Origin of the sequence: Variovorax sp. SPNA7, assembly GCF_033807855.1 — a bacterium.
Classification (GTDB): domain Bacteria; phylum Pseudomonadota; class Gammaproteobacteria; order Burkholderiales; family Burkholderiaceae_C; genus Variovorax; species Variovorax beijingensis.
Genome location: NZ_CP138513.1, coordinates 2,772,923 through 2,789,912, shown reverse-complemented (window position 1 = coordinate 2,789,912; position 16,990 = coordinate 2,772,923). Strand labels below are relative to the sequence as shown.

Below are 16,990 nucleotides of genomic sequence, written 5' to 3'. Positions count from 1 at the left end.
AAGGCTTGAACGATTATGTCATTCGGGTGGTGGCGTCGCTGTCGGACCTGGACCCGAAAGCATGGAACGCCCTGCTCGCGGCCGAGGCGCAGCCCTCGCCCTTCATGCGCCATGAATATCTTTCGGCGCTGCAGGACAGCGGCAGCGCCTCGCCCGAAAGCGGCTGGATGCCGCAGTTCATCACCCTGTGGTGCGGCGACGAGTTGCGCGCAGCCTGCCCGGCCTACATCAAGACCCACTCCTATGGCGAGTATGTCTTCGACTGGGCCTGGGCCAATGCCTACGAACAGCACGGGCTTGCCTACTATCCCAAGGCGGTGGTGGCCGTGCCGTTCACGCCGGTGCCCGGCGCACGCCTGCTGGCCCGCGATGCGCAAGACCGCACGCTGCTGGTGCAGGCGCTGGTGGCCTGGTGCAGGAAGGAAGAACTCTCGTCGCTGCATCTGCTGTTCGGCGCGGACGCCGACATTGCCGCCTGCACCGAAGCGGGCCTGATGCTGCGCAACACGGTGCAGTTCCACTGGACGAATGCCGCCCCGGGGGAATCAGGCGAAACAGCCGGCTACGCGGACTTCGAGGCCTTTCTTGCCAGCCTGTCGCACGACAAGCGCAAGAAGATCCGCCAGGAGCGCCGCAAGGTGGCCGAGGCCGGCGTGACCTTTCGCTGGTCGCGCGGCGCAGGCATCGCCCGATCGGACTGGGATTTCTTCTACCGCTGCTATGCACGCACCTATCGCGAGCACGGCAACCCGCCCTATCTTTCGCGCGATTTTTTCCAGCGCATGGCCAACACCATGCCCGAAGCCTGGCTGCTGTTCGTCGCCGAGCGCGAAGGACAGCCGATTGCCACAAGCCTGATCGCCCTGTCCACCCATGGGGACGATGCGCTGGTGGCCTACGGCCGCTACTGGGGCGCCGTGGAGCGCGTCGACTGCCTGCATTTCGAGGCCTGTTACTACCAGCCGCTGGCCTGGTGCATCGCGCACGGCGCCAGGCGCTTCGAAGGGGGCGCGCAGGGCGAGCACAAGATGGCGCGCGCATTGATGCCGGTCAAGACCACCAGCGCCCACTGGCTGGCGCACCCCGGCTTCGCCGACGCGGTCGAGCGCTTTCTCGAGCGCGAGGGCGAAGGCATCGAGAACTACATGGACCACCTGGGCGAACGCAGCCCCTTCAAGGCCGGCTGAGCGGCCGGCCGCGAACACCCCGGAAGCCGATTACTTCTTGTAGGCAGCAATGCCGTCGACAACTTCCTTTTTGGCCGCGTCGATGCCTTCCCAGCCCAGCACCTTGACCCACTTGCCGGCTTCCAGGTCCTTGTAGTGCTCGAAGAAGTGGCTGATGGCCTTCAGGCGCATCGGGTTCACGTCGTCGACCGACTTCCAGTGGCTGTAGATCGGCAGCACCTTGTCGGTGGGCACGGCCAGCACCTTGCCGTCGACGCCGGCTTCGTCTTCCATCATCAGGATGCCGAGCGGGCGGCACGGCACCACCACGCCGGGCAGGAGCGGGTACGGCGCGATCACCAGCACGTCGACCGGGTCGCCGTCGCCAGAGAGGGTCTGCGGCACATAGCCGTAGTTGGCCGGGTAGTACATCGCGGTCGTCATGAAGCGGTCCACGAAGATCGCGCCCGATTCCTTGTCGACTTCGTACTTGATCGGGTCGGCATTCATCGGGATTTCGATCACGACATTGAAGGCGTCGGGGATGTTCTTGCCGGGGGAGACTTTGTCGAAGGACATGACGTTTTCGAGTAGTTGAAAAGTATGAGGAGAGATGGGGACAAACCCGGAGTTTACTTTCCGTGTCACGGCCCGGTCGCACGCGTTCTTGTTTTTGCCTGTAAATTGCGCCCGTTGGCCAATCGGCTCCGCACCTCGGTGCTGCGAGCTTCGAGGAAGCAACGCGACGGAAAACCTGGGTCCCGTACGCGTTGCGCGCAGGACCCATGCTGTCCGTCTCCACTAGTCACAACGAACGAATGGAGAAGCAAAGCATGATCGGCAACACCCCCTTGATACTCGCCATCGTCTGCGGCCTCGTGGCCGTCGGCTACGGTTTCTGGGCCCGAAGTTGGATTCTCGCCAAGGATCCGGGCAACGCGCGGATGCAGGAAATCGCGGCCGCCATCCAGGCCGGCGCATCGGCCTACCTCGCCAAGCAGTACACCACCATTGCGGTGGTCGGCGTGGTCCTGGCCATTCTCATCGGCATCTTCCTGGACGCGACCACGGCCGTCGGCTTCGTGGTGGGCGCGGTGCTTTCGGGCGCCTGCGGCTTCATCGGCATGAACGTGTCGGTGCGCGCCAACGTGCGCACCGCGCAGGCGGCCACGCAAGGCATCGGCCCGGCGCTCGACGTCGCGTTCCGCGGCGGTGCCATCACGGGCATGCTGGTGGTGGGGCTGGGGCTCCTGGGGGTCTCGGTCTTCTACTGGTTCCTGGCGGGCAACGGCAATCTCACGCCGGACCGCAGCCTCTCGGCCATCCTCAATCCGCTGATCGGCTTTGCCTTCGGCTCGTCGCTGATCTCGATCTTCGCGCGGCTGGGCGGCGGCATCTTCACCAAGGGCGCCGACGTGGGCGCCGACCTGGTGGGCAAGGTCGAAGCGGGCATTCCCGAAGACGATCCGCGCAACCCGGCGGTCATTGCGGACAACGTGGGCGACAACGTCGGCGACTGCGCCGGCATGGCGGCCGACCTGTTCGAGACCTATGCCGTCACGCTGATCGCCACCATGGTGCTGGGCGCGCTGATGGTCACGGCAGCGCCGCTCAACGCGGTGCTCTATCCGCTCGCGCTGGGCGGCGTGTCGATCATCGCCTCGATCATCGGCTGCTTCTTCGTCAAGGCCTCGCCGGGCATGACCAACGTGATGCCGGCGCTCTACAAGGGGCTGGCGGTGGCGGGCGTCCTGTCGCTGATCGCGTTCTGGTTCGTCACGGGCTGGCTCATCCCCGACAACGCCATTGCCCCGAGCGGCAGCCAGCTCAAGCTGTTCGGCGCCTGCTTCGTGGGCCTGGCGCTCACGGCCGCGCTGGTGTGGATCACCGAGTACTACACCGGCACGCAGTACAAGCCGGTCCAGCACATCGCGCAGGCCTCCACCACGGGCCACGGCACCAACATCATCGCGGGCCTGGGCGTCTCGATGCGCTCGACGGCATGGCCGGTGATCTTCGTCTGCATCGCCATCATGGCCTCGTATGCGCTCGCCGGCCTGTTCGGCATTGCGGTGGCGGCCACGGCCATGCTCAGCATGGCGGGCATCGTGGTGGCGCTCGATGCCTATGGGCCCATCACCGACAACGCCGGTGGCATCGCCGAAATGAGCGAGATGCCCGCGAGCGTGCGCGACATCACCGACCCGCTCGACGCCGTGGGCAACACCACCAAGGCCGTGACCAAGGGCTACGCCATCGGCTCGGCCGGCCTCGCCTCGCTGGTGCTCTTTGCCGACTACACCCACAAGCTGGAGAGCTTCGGGCTGAACATCAGCTTCAACCTGAGCGACCCGATGGTGATCGTCGGCCTCTTCATCGGCGGGCTGATCCCCTACCTGTTCGGCGCCATGGCCATGGAAGCCGTGGGCCGGGCGGCCGGCGCGGTGGTCGAGGAAGTGCGCAGGCAGTTCCGCGAGATCCCCGGCATCATGGAAGGCACCGGCAAGCCCGAGTACGGCAAGGCCGTGGGCATGCTGACCGGCGCGGCTATCAAGGAAATGATGATTCCCTCGCTGCTGCCGGTGGTGGTGCCGATCCTGGTCGGGCTGGTGCTCGGGCCGAAGGCGCTGGGCGGCCTGCTGATGGGCACCATCGTGACCGGACTGTTCGTCGCCATCTCCATGTGCACGGGCGGCGGCGCATGGGACAACGCCAAGAAGTACATCGAGGACGGCCACCACGGCGGCAAGGGCTCCGAGGCGCACAAGGCGGCCGTCACCGGCGACACCGTGGGCGACCCTTACAAGGACACGGCCGGCCCGGCGGTGAATCCGCTGATCAAGATCATCAACATCGTGGCGCTGCTGATCGTGCCGCTGGTGGTCAAGTTCCACGGCGGCGATGCGGCCGCGGCCGTGCCGCACAAGGTCGAGACGCCGCCGGCCGCCACCGCGCCTGCTGCTGCGCAGCCCTCCGCACCCGCAGCACCGGCGGCAGCAGTGGCCTCCGGCACCGTGGCGGCCGCCGAGGCCGCGGCCGTGAAGGTCGAGAACGGCGTGGTGAAGTTCTACTTCGAGAGCGGCAAGGCCGAGGTCGCGCCCAATGCCAAGGAGGCGCTGGCCGACGTCATCAAGGCCGTGCAGAGCGGCAGCGTCCTGCTTGTGAGCGGCTACCACGATGCGAGCGGCGATCCGGTCAAGAACGCCGAACTCGCCAAGCAGCGCGCCATGGCCGTGGGCGATGCGCTCAAGGCCGCCGGCGCCCCCGCGGACAAGATCGAGCTTGCCAAGCCCGAGCAGACCCAGGCGGACGGGCCCGCGAGCGAAGCCCGCCGCGTCGAAGTGAAGGTCAAGGCCTGATGCCCACCTCGGAAAGACTCGAAGCCTTCATCGCCACAGTGGAAAGCGGCGCGCACGCCCAGGCCATCGAGGACTACTACACCGAGGACGCGACCATGCGCGAGAACCAGGCCGAGCCCCGGCGCGGCCGCAGCACGCTGGTTGCGCGCGAGCAGGCCACGCTGGACCGCACCGCCTCGGTGGTTTCGACCTGCGTGCGCCCGGTGTTCGTGAACGGCGACCACGTGGTGATCCGCTGGATCTTCGATTTCCGCTTCAAGGACGGCAAGGCCATGCGCATGGAAGAGCTCGCCTGGCAGCGCTGGGAGGGCGAGCGCATCGCCCAGGAAGAGTTCTTCTACGACCCGGCGCAGGCCAGGCCCGCCTGACGTTCTCTTGCTACCTGGCGCTCTCTGCCGCCACCGCGCGCACCAGGCGCGTGGCCGGCGGCACCAGTTGGCCGAGCTCACCCACCCGGTCCTGCTCGATGGCCTGGAGCACCAGCTCATTGATGCCGCCCACCACGGTCATCGCCATTTCACTCGTCAAATGCGCCACGGGGCCGCTGTGCGCGCCATCGCCGCTGTTGATGGCCGCCTGGATGAAGCCGGCGATTTCGCCGTTCACCCGGCGCCGCGCCGCCAGCCCCGGCATGCCAAGGCCGAGGATCTCGACGAACAGCGTGCGCAGCAGCGCCGGGTCCTGCGCCAGGTAGTCGAAATACGCGGTGATCGCCCGCTCCACCTGCGCATGCCAGGGCTGGGCCGGATCGAAGGCTTCGCTCACCGCGCGCAGCGCCAGCTTGCTGGCCGCCTCGTACAGCGCGATCAGGCACTCCGACTTGGTCGTGAAGTGCTCGTAGAAGGTGCGGCGCGAAACGGCGGCCTCGCGCACGATGTCGGCAATGGTGGTGTCCGCGTAGCCCTTGGTGGCCACGGCGCGCGCCATGCCTTCCAGCAACCGGGCGTAGTGCTCGTGGGCCGGTTCCCCGGAGGGAGCGGCAAAGGCTGGCTTTTCGGTCGCGATGCTCATGGAGAAGACATTTTCCTACGCATTGGTACTTGACGGTACCAGTCCCGGCGCGCACCATTCCGGGAAATTGGTACGAGCGTGTACCGTACCGCATTTTTCCAAGGAGCATCCGCCATGACCGACCTTGTCGTGCGCCGCCTTCTGATCGACCTGCAAACGCCGTTCGGCCGCAGCTGGTGCGGCGGCGACGCATTCTCCACCGCCTTTTTCAATGCGCTGTCGATGAGCTTTCCGTTCGGCGAGCAGTTCTTCATCGATGCCGTGCGCGACGCCGCGGCCACGCTGCCGGCGCAGGTACAGGAAGAGCTTCGCGCCGATGTGCGCGGCTTCATCGGCCAGGAGGCCACGCATCGCCGCATTCATTCGCTTTTCAATGCGCACCTGCAGGACCAGGGCCTGGTGGACGGCTGGACGCCCCGCGCCTCCGGGCGCATGCAGTTGCTGGAGGGCGCCGATCCCCGCCATGCGCTGGCAGCCACCGCCGCCACGGAACACTTCACCGCCATGTTCGCCGAATGGCTGCTCGCCCACCCCCAAGTGCTCGACGGCGCCGAGCCGCGGCTGCGCACCATGTGGCTCTGGCACAGCGCCGAAGAACTGGAGCACAAGGCGGTCGCCTTCGACATCTACAAGGCAGCGCAAGGATCCGACGCCTGGCGCAAGCGCTGGTTCCGCCGCGTGACGCTGATGTTCCTGGGCGACCTGATGCGCCAGACCGTCGACAACCTGCGCCGCGAAGGCCAACTGTGGAAATGGGCGACCTGGAAGAGCGCCGCGCGCATCCTGCTTGGCAGAGGCGGCCTGTTCAGAAGCAACCGGAAGGCCTGGCGCAGCTACTTTCGCGCCGATTTCCATCCGGCGCAGCAGGACAGCAGCCTGTCGGCCCGCTGGCTCGAGAACAACCGCGCGCAGTACACGCCGGTGGGCGCGGCGCCGGAGGCTCTTCAGTAGAAACTGGCCCTGTGGTTGGGCGGGCTGATGGCCGCCCGCTGTTCGGGGCGCATCGCCAGATCGTGCAGCGTGTCGAAGTCCGAAGGGGCATCCGGGATGCGCATCACGGTTTCCTGCTCGGTCAGCGACGCCACCCACAGGCCGGCAGCCGACTCGGCAGGCTCGTCGTTGGCAAAGGTGCCGTCGCGGATGTAGAGAGTTTCGCCATCGGGACGTTCGGCGTGCAATTCGATCAGGCGTGAAATCGAAAAGTTGTAGGTCACCAGCTTTTCGCGCGTATTGCGGTCCTTGCCGCCGCAATTGAACGAGCCTTCTGCTGCAATGACGATGCAGGAGCCCTCCACGCCCTCATCGACATGGCTTCCGGTGCGCCAGATGGCATTCGGAAGGCGTGCGCGCACCTTGTCGATCACCAGGTCGCGCTGCTTGTTGAGGCTGCCCAGCGGCGGAACCAGCGAGCGCAGTTGGCGCAGGCGCTCCGCAAAAATGTTGTCCATGAGGAATTCCACATGGTGCGTCGCACTGCCGGAGGAACGCTTGACCACCTGCATGACCACGTGGCGCGACTTGTTCATTGCAGATTCCTTCCGCAAATCGCCCGGCATCGGGCGTTATTGCATATACACAAAATCATTTGCCATCGACTACAAATTAGAACTTTTGACTGATGCAATAAATGCATCAATTGTGTCTAACTGTATATCGATTGCAGCGGATTTGAAAAGAAAATCTGCAATGCGCGCGCTCGGGCATGTCGCCAAGGCGTCGCGCGGCCCTGCTAGGCCGGCGAATCCGATTTATTCAAGGGATTCGTCGAGCGCCTTGCACGAGGGTGCGCAAACGGTCTGCGACTTGCCCAGCACCTGGCGGGTGCGCAATTGCGACCGTACGCGGTGCTTTCCGCACATGAAGCAGGACATGGTCGCCCCGCTGAACGATGCCGAGGCACGGAACGGGGAGCCCGGTGCCTTCGACTTGTAACGCAGGCCATCAGCCACAACGGCGGTCTTGACCTCAGCTTTGGCCATCGGCTTTGTCCTTTTTCGGTTCGGTGTAGCGCATGGCGCGTGCAATGGCTTCTCTCGCGCTGACTTCGGCTGCAAGCGCCGTGTCGAGCGCCGAGCGGCAGAGGCCGGCATGTTGGTAATTGAGGTTCTCGTAGACCTCGGCGGCGGCAGGATAGGCGTCGAGCAGACGCCCCAGGTCGGCGCCCGGTTCAACGTCGTTGAATTCGTGCACCAGGTGTTCTACCACCGAACGGTATTGCTCGGCGCCTACGGGGACGGCGCTGTGCTCAAGCCGCTCCAGCAGTTGAGCCAGCACGTGGGTCACTGCCAGATCGGTCTTGGGAGACGGATTATGGGTCGTGTTCATGGATTGCATCTGGGGGCAGCATACGCTTATGCAAGTGGCTGCTCCGGCGTGGGGGTCGCCCCGTGCGCGGCCTGCATGCGCCGCAGCAGGCTGTGCAGCATCTCCGTCGACAGCCCGTGGATGACCAGCCGGTGCCCGGCCCGCAGGGTCGACAGCGGCACCAGCGGATGCTTGTTGTTCACCAGGATGAGGTGCTCGGGGGCGCCCAGCAAGGTGGCCGCGTAGATGCCGATGGTTTCATCCAGCTGCAGCGAATTGGCGGCGCGCCAGAAGTCGTTGTCGGTCAGCATCAACTGGTACAGCGGCGTGAAAAGCTCGATGGCGCTTTGCAGGTCGAGGAAGTTGAGCCTGCCGTGCGGCATGTCCGAAAGCCGCAGGCCCGGGTCCCTGATCATCGAAAAATCGACCTGGGGCGCCTTGTCCAGCACCAGCCCCTTGTCGCGCAGCGCCTGGTTCAGCCGGATCACGAAGTTGAAGAGATTCAGGTCGTGCTTCAGGAAGGTCTCGTCCTTCAGGGCGTCGATGTCGGCCGGCTCCAGCGGCGAGGTGCCCACGGGTGCCGGCGAATTGCGGCCGATGAAGCCCAGCACCTGCGAGCCGAGGTGAAAGTGCCGCAGGATCAGCCAGTTCGCTTCCGGCGAGACGAAGCGCTTCAGCCCCCAGGCCAGCAGCCGGTGCAGCAGCTTCGAATGCGACCAGTTGCGCGGCACGAACACTTTCACCACCTGGATCAGGATGATCGTGAGCCGCGCCACCGGCCGCAGGAACGGCAGCAGGTACTGGCGCGAGCCCGAACTCGAGTCGGCCAGCCACGCCGCCTTGACCTCGTCGGGCAGCGGCGTGCTCTGGTCCAGGTAGAGCGCGAGCCAGGGACTGGGGTCGCGCTCGTCGTGCCCCTTCGAAAGAAAATCAGGCGTTCGGCTCATGTGGCATCCGCTGTGTGATGTGCTGAAACTGCATCAGGTACAGCGCGGCCGTGTGGCGCGCCGTGCCGATGATCTGGCGGGCCGCCCGGCCCCGGCCTTCGGCGCCCTCGCCGCCTTCCACGGCCATCACCATCTCGACCGCGGCGAGCCAGCGGTTCAGGTGGTTCTCGTCGTTGTGGCCGTGGTATTCGAGAAAGCGGAAGGCATCGGGCGGCAGCTTCAGGCCGGCCTTGATCAGCGGCAGCAGCGCGGGAACGATGCGCTGGCCCGTGCCCTCGATGATGTAGATCGCGCCCAGCAGGCCGATCGGGTTGCGCGTGGCGGCCAGGCCGTGCAGGTAGGCGTTGAGCGCCTCTCCACCGGGGTTGCGGTGCAAGTCGTCGATCCGCGCGACGGTGCCGCCGGCTTTGCGGTAGTCGCTGAAGAGGATGTTGAAGTCGTCCTGCTCCTCGCCTGCATGCACGTCGATCAGTTCGGCCAGCGCCTGGTAGGGCCCCGTCAGCGAAGCGGCGCCTTCGCGCATCCAGCGGCTGCCTTCGCGCACCTGCGGGATCCACTGCTCCATCCAGTTCAGGTAGTCGGGCAAGGCAAGGCGGCGCTCGCGGATCTGGCGGATCAGCGGCGTGCGCCAGGCGCGCGAGCGGTAGTCGTGCCAGATGCCGGCCAGTTCGGTCAGCAGTGCGCCAAGGCCATCGGGCGCGGCGGCCGGATCATGCGGCGGCGCGATCGCGGCTTCTTCATTCGGCGCCGCGTCGGCGGTCGTGCGCGGAACGGCCACCGCCCGGGCAGGCACCTCGGCCGCCTCGAGCTCCAGCAGCATGTAGGCGGCCATGAAGCGCCCCGACTCCGGCACATAGCAGAAGATCTGTTCCCCGGGCTTCAGCGCTTTGGTGTGCAGGAACTCCGACAGCATGACCAGGATCGACGCGGCCCCCGTATTGCCGCGCCAGGCCAGGTTGCTCCACCAGCGTTCGCGCGGAATGGAGAGATCGGCCTTGGCCATCAGGTCCTCGACCACGGGAATGAATTTCTCCGACGAGTAGTGGCACAGGAAATGGTCGACCCGCTTCGGATCGAGCCATCCGCCCTGCACCAGCGTCGCGTATTCATGAATGCCGATGTCGAACAGGTGCGGCAGCAGGCGAATGTCCTGCCGCAGCGACAAGGCACCCGCCGCCTCCGCCTCGGCCCACGAGCCGAAATCGAGATGGCCGCGCGCGCGGTCCTCGGTCAGGCCCAACTGCATGCAGACCGGATAGTCCCCCGAGAACGCGCGCTGGTGCACCCACTTGAGCCGCAGGCGCAGCCCCGGGTTGCCGGCCAGCGCGGGCGTGCCATCGGACAGCAGCAGCGCGCCCGCACCGTCGGAGAGCATCCAGCGCAGGAAGTGCGAGTCGAAGTCGGTCTCGTAGCCGCGCGCCGCAAAGCGCGAGCGCTTGAAAAGCCGCGACGGCATTTCGCTGGCCACCGCCAGCGCGCTGCGGTGCGCCCCCAGCTCGATGCCCTGCGCGGCCGACTGGATGGCCGACACGCCCGCGGCGCAGATGCCGTGCACCGACAGCGTTTCCATGGGCGGCGCCGCCAGTTCGCCCTGGATCATGTTGGCAAAGCCGGGCATCAGCGTGTCGCCGCCCGACGAGCCGCTGGCCAGCAGCGACACGCGCGACAGCTCGGCGCCGCCGCGCTGCAGGCAGTCGCGGATCGCGCCGGCCGCCAGCTGCGCATTGGTGTGGCGCGTCATGCCCTCCTCGTCAATCGCATAGTGCCGCGTGAGGATGCCGTTCTCGGCCAGGATGCGCCGCTTGATGCGCTCGGACATCCGGTTGAGCGGCGCGATGTAGGCATCCATGCGCTCGTTGGGAATGGGCTCGCCGGGCATGAAGTAGCCGGCGCTCTCGATGTAGACGCGTTGGAATGGGACGGGCATGGTTCAGTGGGTTGAAGACTCGGGCGGCACGGGCACGGACGGCATCAGCGGGCGGCTGCGAAAACGCGGCCACAGCGCCCCGAGCACGAACACGCGAACCATGTAGGGCACCAGCCCCTGCTCGTTGAGCGCGGGGTCGACCCGCGCGCGGTAGCGCGTGCGGTGCAGCTGCGTGAGCTCGGACCAGTGGACATGCGGGTTCTCGTGATGTGCGGTGTGCAGGCCGATGTTGAACAGCAAGGGGTTCACCAGCCCCTCGAAATTGCGCGCGTAGTTCAGGCGGGTACCCGCGGTATCGCGCCGCGCCTCCACATCCGGCACGGGCCGGCGTCCGTCGGCATGCGCATGCTGCAGATAGTTGGTCGCCAGCAGCCAATGCAGCCCGTGCAACTGCGGCACGATCACCAGCAGCAGGGCCTTGCGCCAGTCGAGCAGCAGCAGCGCGCTCCAGCTGCCGAGCCACAGGGCGTACTGCGCCATGCAGTAGCGCCAGGGGCCCGGGCGGTGCCTGCGAAGCCGGCCGAGCCAGCCGAAGAACACCGGCACCAGCACCCACACGGCCTGGAACGGATGCAGCAGGTAGCCCCGCAGATGGTTGGTGTCGCCGCCGAAGCGGTAGGTGCGCGCCACGTCCCGCGGTCCGTGGCGGTGGCGATGGTGGTTGGCCACGTGCGCCGGCCAGAAGACGAAGGTCGGATGCCCCTGCAGCAGCGTGATCCAGAAGTCGGTGAACCGGTTCATGCGCCGCCCGCGCCACATGCGCAGATGCACGTGGTTGTGGTGGATCACGCCCACGCCCAGCGTCAGGAACAGCATCGGCGCATAGAGCTGCAAGGCAAAGCCATGCACCCACTGCCATGCCGCCAGCGCCGGGAGCGCCGCCAGGTACGCCAGGCTCTGCCAGTCGCGCCCATGGCGAAGGCGCGCCGGCCGGCGCGGCGCCTCAGGCCGGCGTGCCATGCTGCCGTTGGCGTTGCTGCTTCTCGCGGAAGGCCAGGAACTGCGGCTCGGCCGCGTCGGCGGCAATGCGCGTGCCGAACAGCCGGTCCATGAAAGTGAACTGGAAGCCGTAGTTGCCGCTGTGGCAGGCGTGGTGCAAATGGTGCCGGCGGCTCGCGGCAAACCAGTGGCTGTACGACGCCCGGGGAAAGAAGTCGTAGTTCGAGTGCCCGATGCTGTTGAAGAACAGGCTGAACAGCGGCACCGACGCGAGTGACCAGAAGCTGAAGTCGTGCAGCAGCATCGGCAGCAGGATCACGTTGCCGAGCATCACCGCCTCGACCGGATGAAAGCTGTAGGTGGCCCACGGCGTGGTCACGACCGAACGGTGGTGCGGCCCGTGAAAGCGCCGCAGCCAGCGCGTATGCAGCAGCCGATGGTTGAGCCAGAAATGAACGTCGTTCCAGATCGCCAGCACCAGGACTTCGGCCGCGACCTGGCGCCAGCCCGCGTCGGCATCGAGCCGCGCCCAGCCCAGCTGGAGCAAGCCCCACGGAAACACCATGCCCAGCCCGAACACGAGCACCGACACGCCCGACTGCGCCATTTCGCGGCGCAACTGCCCCGGCTGCAGCGGCCGCGGGTCGAGCCCGCGCCCGATGCCGAGCGCGGGCAGCACCCGCCGGGTCAGCAGCCAGTTGAGGGCGCCGAATCCCAGGTAGATGCCGCCGAAAAAGACCAGCCCCCAGCACATCACCTGGAAGGCCGACAACGAAATGAAGCTTTGCGCCATCCCCCGAGGCTACAGCAGCATTTCGGGAACCAGAGGCGCGATGATCAGGTTGTGCAGCCGCTGGAAAAAGCTCGACTCCGGCTCCGACGTGAGGATGACCTCCTTTTCGCCATCGGTCGTGAGCCACTGCAGCGTGCCGGTGTCCTTGGCAAGGCGCAGGCGGTACGAGTTCTGCAGCTTGCTGATGTTGATGACGCGCAGCATCTCGCGCGCCAGCTGCGGGCTGTCGACCACCACGCCCATCTCCGTGTTCTGGCTCGCCGAGCGCGGATCGAGGTTCATCGAGCCGATGAAGATGCGCGTCTTGTCGATGGCGGCCGTCTTGGAGTGCAGCCGCCCCAGCGATTTGCCGAACATGCCGAAGCGCTCGCCCGCGGTGGTGCGCTGCGGGCTCAGCTCGTACAGATCGGCGCCGCTCTTGAGCAGCCGCTCGCGATAGCGCACATAGCCGGCGTGCACCAGCGGTTCGTCGTTGGCGGCCAGCGAATTGGTCAGCAGCGTGAGCTTCACCTTGCGCCTGGCCAGGTCCTCGAAGGCCGCCATGCCGCGCTCGCCGGGCACCAGGTAGGGCGAGGTCAGGTCGACCTCGACCTTGGCCTCCATCAGCAGCGTCCAGACCTTCATCGTCACGCTGGTGGCAATGGCTTCGTCCTCGGTCATCGTGGTGGGCTTGGTGGGCGGATCGGCAATGGCGCGGGCTTCGCCCCACAGCAGCCCCATGCGGCCGCCGTCGAGTTCTTCCGCGATCGGCCCGTAGCCCAGCACGTCGGACGGCGGGAGCACGATCTTCGGCGGCGCCGCCGCCATGCCGATCCAGGCGTCGAAGTCGGCAACCGTGGGCGTGCGGCCGCCCTCCCCGCGCACGATGTCGGCAACGGGCCAGACCTGCTCGCTGTTCCAGTAGGCATCGAAGATCGATTCGAGCTGCGGCAGCACCTTGCCCACCAGCAGCGCGTCCATGTCGATGAAGTTCTGCGCCTCGCTCAGCACGAAATACTCGTCGGCGATGTTGCGGCCGCCCACCACCGCCATGACGCCGTCGGCGATGAAGAGCTTGTTGTGCATGCGGTGGTTGAGCCGCCCGATCTCGTGCGGCGAGGCCGCGAAACGCGAGAGAAAACCGTTGCGTCCGCAGCAGAACGGATTGAACAGCCGCACGTCCACGTTGGGCGTGGCGGAAAGCGCCAGCAGCAGCTGCTGGCTCCGGGCGGTGTAGAGGTCGTCCACCAGCAGCCGCACCTGCACCCCGCGACCGGCCGCCTCGCGCAGCGCACGCATCAGGAGGCGGCCAGTGGCGTCGTTCTCGAACTGGTAGTACTGGACCACCAGCGAGCGCTGGGCGCGCTCTGCAAGCTGGACGCGCGCGTCCAGCGAGTACACGCCGAGCGGCATCAGCCTGAAACCCGAGTGCTCGCCGGGCGGCGTCGAGGCGGCCGCGATCCTTGCCAGCGCGGTGGACGGATCGGCCGCGGCGGCATTCACTGCCGCCCGCTCGCGCGCCGGCGGCAGCGAGCCGCAGGCCGCCAGCGCCGCGGCAATGGCGCCGGCAAGACAGATCCGCAGAAGTCGGGTCAAGGGGTTCATGATGGCATCCTAGAATTCGTTTCACACCTGCTCGGAGTTACACCATGCCAAGACCGATCCTCTCATGCATCGCACTGATGTCGGTCGCAGCCGGGCTGGCATTCCCCGCCCGGGCCGCGCTGGACATCGGCGACCCGGTGCCCAAGTTCACCGCCACCGCTGCGCTGGGCGGCAAGACCTTCCGCTATTCGCTGGCCGATGCCCTGGCCAAGGGGCCGGTGGTGGTGTACTTCTTCCCGGCGGCCGACTCCAGCGACTGTTCGATCGAAGCGCATGCCTTCGCCGAAGCCATCGACCAGTTCGCCGCGCTCGGCGCCACGGTCATCGGCGTGTCGGCCGACGACATCGACACCCTCTCCAAGTTCTCGGTCAAGTCGTGCCAGAGCCGCTTTCCCGTGGCTTCGGACGAATCGAAGTCCGTGATCAACGGCTTCGACGCCCTGATGCAGACCCGACCCGACTTCGCCAACCGCCTGTCCTACGTGATCGCGCCGAACGGCAAGGTGGCCTACTACTACCAGAACCTGAATCCGGACAAGCACGTGGAGCGCATGCTCAACGCAGTGCGGGCGCTGCCGCGGCCGGGCGCGCCCCGGTAGCGGGTGCAAAATCCCGTCCCATGCAACTCAACTTCATCGCCAACGCCGACGTCCCGTCATCCTCCGGCCGCACCCTGCAGGTGCTCGACCCGTCCGACGGCCAGCCTTTCGACGAAATCCAGCGCAGCAATGCCGCCGACATCGACTCCGCCGTGCGCGCGGCGCGCGACTGCTTCGAGGGCGTCTGGCACAAGGTGAGCGCGGCCGACCGCGGCCGCCTGCTCTACAAGCTCTCGCAGAAGGTTGCCGAGCACGTCGACGAACTCGCGCTCATCGAGCAGCGCGATTGCGGCAAGCCCGTGAAGCAGGCCCGCGCCGACGCGCTCGCGCTGGTGCGCTATTTCGAGTTCTATGCCGGCGCCTGCGACAAGCTGCACGGCGAGACCATTCCCTACCAGGACGGCTACAGCGTCTTCACCTGGCGCGAGCCGCACGGTGTCACGGGCCACGTCATTCCGTGGAACTACCCGATGCAGATCTTCGGGCGCAGCGTGGGCGGCGCGCTGGCCGCCGGCAACGTGTGCGTGGTGAAGCCGGCCGAGGATGCCTGCCTTTCCCTCATTCGCGTGGCGCAACTGGCGGCCGAGGTCGGCTTTCCGGCCGGCGCGCTCAACATCGTGACAGGCTACGGCCATGAAGTGGGCGATGCGCTCGCTCGGCACGAAGGCATCGACCACATCAGCTTCACCGGCAGCCCGAAGATCGGCACGCTGATCCAGCAGGTGGCGGCGGAGCGGCATTGCCCGGTCACCCTCGAGCTCGGCGGCAAAAGCCCGCAGATCATCTTTGCCGACGCCGACCTCGACGCGGCCATTCCGGTGATCATCAACGCCATCGTGCAGAACGCCGGCCAGACCTGCTCGGCCGGCTCGCGCGTGCTGATCCAGCGCGGCATCTACGAGCCGCTGCTCGAGCGCCTCGGCCATGCCTTCGAGGCCTTGCGCGTCGGCCCCGCGGCCATGGACCTGGACGTCGGTCCGCTGATCCGCCAGACGCAGCAGCAGCGCGTGTGGGATTTCCTGAGCGACGCCCAGGTGGCGGGTATCCCCATGGTGGCCCATGGCATCGTGGTCGACGAGGCGCCCGAAACCGGCTTCTACCAGGCCCCCACCCTGCTGCGCGACGTGCCGGTGAACCACCGCCTGGCGCAGGAAGAGGTGTTCGGCCCGGTGCTCGCCGCGATGCAGTTCGCCGACGAGGACGAAGCCGTGGCGCTCGCCAACGCCACGCAGTTCGGCCTCGTGGCCGGGGTCTGGACGACCGACGGTGCGCGCCAGTTCCGCATGGCCAAGCGGGTGCGCAGCGGCCAGGTGTTCATCAACAACTACGGCGCCGGCGGCGGCGTGGAACTGCCGTTCGGCGGGGTCAAGTCGTCGGGCTACGGGCGCGAAAAGGGCTTCGAGGCGCTCTACGGCTTCACCACGCTCAAGACGGTGGCCATCAAGCACGGTTGAAAAAAGCCGGTCCTACCCGAGTGCCGTGTCCAGCAGCATCATCAGCACGAAGCCGAGCATCAGCCCGCTGGTCGCGAAGCTCTCGTGCCCCTTGCGGTGCGACTCCGGGATGATCTCGTGGCTGATCACGAACAGCATCGCGCCGGCCGCAAAACCGAGGCCCCACGGAAGCAGCATGGCCGAGTGGCCGATCACGGCCGCTCCCGCCACGGCGCCCAGCGGCTCGACCAGCCCGGACGCCATTCCGATGAGCACCGCGAACCCGCGCCGGTAGCCCGCCGCCAGCAGCGCCACCGCCACCACCAGGCCTTCAGGCACATCCTGGATCGCAATGCCAGTGGCCAGCGCGTCGGCGCGCAGCCCGTTGCCGGCCGCGTAGCCCACGCCGATCGCCAGGCCTTCCGGCAGGTTGTGCAGCGCGATGGCAAACACGAAGAGCCAGGTCCGGCGCAGCCTGTGCGCAGCCTGGCCTTCGAGACCCTTGATGAAGTGCTCGTGCGGCAGCACGCGGTCCAGCAGCATCAGCGCGGCACCGCCCAGCAGAATGGCCGAGCCGACGACGCCGCCCGCAGCCCAGCTGCCGCCGCCGAACACCTGCGCCAACCGGGCGGCCTCCAGCCCGGGAATGATCAGCGAAAAGGCGCAGGCCGCCAGCATCACGCCGGCGCCAAAGCCGAACAGCGTGTCCTGCAGGCGGTCGGGCAGCTTCTGCGAAAACAGCACCGGCAGCGTGCCGAGCCCGGTGGCCAGCGCGGCAACCGAGCCGCCCAGCAAGGCGCTCCAGACCACCGGGTCTGCGTGCACGAATCGGAAGAACCGGAACATCAGCGCGAGCGCGCCTGCGGAAATGATCGCCAGGCCGAAGCGCTGGCGTGCGGAAAGATCGGCGCGCAGGATGGAAGGCACG

Annotated in this window: 17 protein-coding genes; 6 read left to right on the top strand and 11 right to left on the bottom strand. The window is 67.0% G+C overall.

Features of this window, described 5'->3' with window-relative positions:
- Positions 1–5: 5 nt before the first annotated feature.
- Positions 6–1,187 carry a GNAT family N-acetyltransferase gene (locus RZE77_RS12955; RefSeq protein WP_319442177.1) on the top strand — a complete coding sequence of 394 codons (1,182 nt, stop codon included), beginning with the start codon at positions 6–8 and terminating at the stop codon, positions 1,185–1,187.
- A 30-nt stretch (positions 1,188–1,217) separates the two neighbouring features.
- On the opposite strand, the gene ppa is transcribed toward RZE77_RS12955, so the two are convergent.
- Positions 1,218–1,745, bottom strand: coding sequence for an inorganic diphosphatase (gene ppa, locus RZE77_RS12950; RefSeq protein ID WP_021007095.1), 528 nt, complete (start codon positions 1,743–1,745; stop codon positions 1,218–1,220).
- A gap of 254 nt (positions 1,746–1,999) precedes the next feature.
- On the opposite strand from ppa, the gene RZE77_RS12945 reads away from it, so the two are divergent.
- A complete protein-coding gene (locus RZE77_RS12945) occupies positions 2,000–4,525 on the top strand; it encodes a sodium-translocating pyrophosphatase (RefSeq protein ID WP_319442176.1) in 2,526 nt (841 codons plus the stop codon).
- Positions 4,525–4,893: a nuclear transport factor 2 family protein gene (locus tag RZE77_RS12940; protein ID WP_319442175.1), complete on the top strand. Its 369-nt coding sequence runs from the start codon at positions 4,525–4,527 to the stop codon at positions 4,891–4,893. Before RZE77_RS12945 ends, RZE77_RS12940 begins: the two co-directional genes overlap by 1 nt.
- Positions 4,894–4,903: 10 nt before the next feature.
- Here the strand turns inward: RZE77_RS12940 and RZE77_RS12935 are convergent, their stop codons facing one another.
- Entirely contained in the window at positions 4,904–5,536 is a 633-nt protein-coding gene (locus tag RZE77_RS12935; RefSeq protein WP_319442174.1) for a TetR/AcrR family transcriptional regulator, read from the bottom strand.
- A 114-nt stretch (positions 5,537–5,650) separates the two neighbouring features.
- Here RZE77_RS12935 and RZE77_RS12930 point away from each other — a divergent pair, with 114 nt between their 5' ends.
- On the top strand, positions 5,651–6,487 hold the full coding sequence (locus RZE77_RS12930) for a metal-dependent hydrolase (protein WP_319442173.1): 837 nt from the start codon (positions 5,651–5,653) through the stop codon (positions 6,485–6,487).
- On the opposite strand, the gene RZE77_RS12925 is transcribed toward RZE77_RS12930, so the two are convergent.
- The 8 genes from RZE77_RS12925 to RZE77_RS12890 form a co-directional block, all read right to left on the bottom strand.
- Positions 6,481–7,062, bottom strand: coding sequence for a hypothetical protein (locus RZE77_RS12925; protein ID WP_319442172.1), 582 nt, complete (start codon positions 7,060–7,062; stop codon positions 6,481–6,483). The genes RZE77_RS12930 and RZE77_RS12925 overlap by 7 nt on opposite strands.
- A 222-nt stretch (positions 7,063–7,284) precedes the next feature.
- Positions 7,285–7,515 carry a hypothetical protein gene (locus RZE77_RS12920; protein ID WP_012747462.1) on the bottom strand — a complete coding sequence of 77 codons (231 nt, stop codon included), beginning with the start codon at positions 7,513–7,515 and terminating at the stop codon, positions 7,285–7,287.
- Positions 7,502–7,870: a hypothetical protein gene (locus RZE77_RS12915; protein WP_319442171.1), complete on the bottom strand. Its 369-nt coding sequence runs from the start codon at positions 7,868–7,870 to the stop codon at positions 7,502–7,504. Before RZE77_RS12915 ends, RZE77_RS12920 begins: the two co-directional genes overlap by 14 nt.
- Before the next feature lie 17 nt (positions 7,871–7,887).
- Positions 7,888–8,787, bottom strand: a complete 900-nt coding sequence (locus RZE77_RS12910) for a DUF6999 family protein (RefSeq protein WP_319442170.1) — start codon at positions 8,785–8,787, stop codon at positions 7,888–7,890.
- Entirely contained in the window at positions 8,771–10,714 is a 1,944-nt protein-coding gene (locus RZE77_RS12905) for a 3-oxoacyl-[acyl-carrier-protein] synthase III C-terminal domain-containing protein (RefSeq protein WP_319442169.1), read from the bottom strand. Before RZE77_RS12905 ends, RZE77_RS12910 begins: the two co-directional genes overlap by 17 nt.
- Before the next feature lie 3 nt (positions 10,715–10,717).
- Positions 10,718–11,674 (bottom strand): fatty acid desaturase, encoded by a 957-nt coding sequence (locus tag RZE77_RS12900; RefSeq protein ID WP_319442168.1) that lies wholly within the window; start codon positions 11,672–11,674, stop codon positions 10,718–10,720.
- Complete coding sequence (locus RZE77_RS12895) at positions 11,658–12,446, bottom strand: sterol desaturase family protein (RefSeq protein WP_319442167.1); 789 nt, start codon at positions 12,444–12,446, stop codon at positions 11,658–11,660. Before RZE77_RS12895 ends, RZE77_RS12900 begins: the two co-directional genes overlap by 17 nt.
- Positions 12,447–12,455: 9 nt before the next feature.
- The gene (locus RZE77_RS12890; protein WP_319442166.1) at positions 12,456–14,030 is read right to left on the bottom strand and encodes a phospholipase D family protein; all 1,575 of its coding nucleotides are present in this window, start codon (positions 14,028–14,030) and stop codon (positions 12,456–12,458) included.
- A 44-nt stretch (positions 14,031–14,074) separates the two neighbouring features.
- Between RZE77_RS12890 and RZE77_RS12885 the strand changes: the two genes are divergently transcribed.
- A complete protein-coding gene (locus RZE77_RS12885; protein ID WP_319442165.1) occupies positions 14,075–14,629 on the top strand; it encodes a peroxiredoxin in 555 nt (184 codons plus the stop codon).
- A 20-nt stretch (positions 14,630–14,649) separates the two neighbouring features.
- The gene (locus RZE77_RS12880) at positions 14,650–16,083 is read left to right on the top strand and encodes an aldehyde dehydrogenase family protein (protein WP_319442164.1); all 1,434 of its coding nucleotides are present in this window, start codon (positions 14,650–14,652) and stop codon (positions 16,081–16,083) included.
- Positions 16,084–16,095: 12 nt separating this feature from the next.
- On the opposite strand, the gene RZE77_RS12875 is transcribed toward RZE77_RS12880, so the two are convergent.
- Positions 16,096–16,989, bottom strand: a complete 894-nt coding sequence (locus RZE77_RS12875) for a ZIP family metal transporter (protein ID WP_319442163.1) — start codon at positions 16,987–16,989, stop codon at positions 16,096–16,098.
- Between the last annotated feature and the right edge of the window lies 1 nt (position 16,990).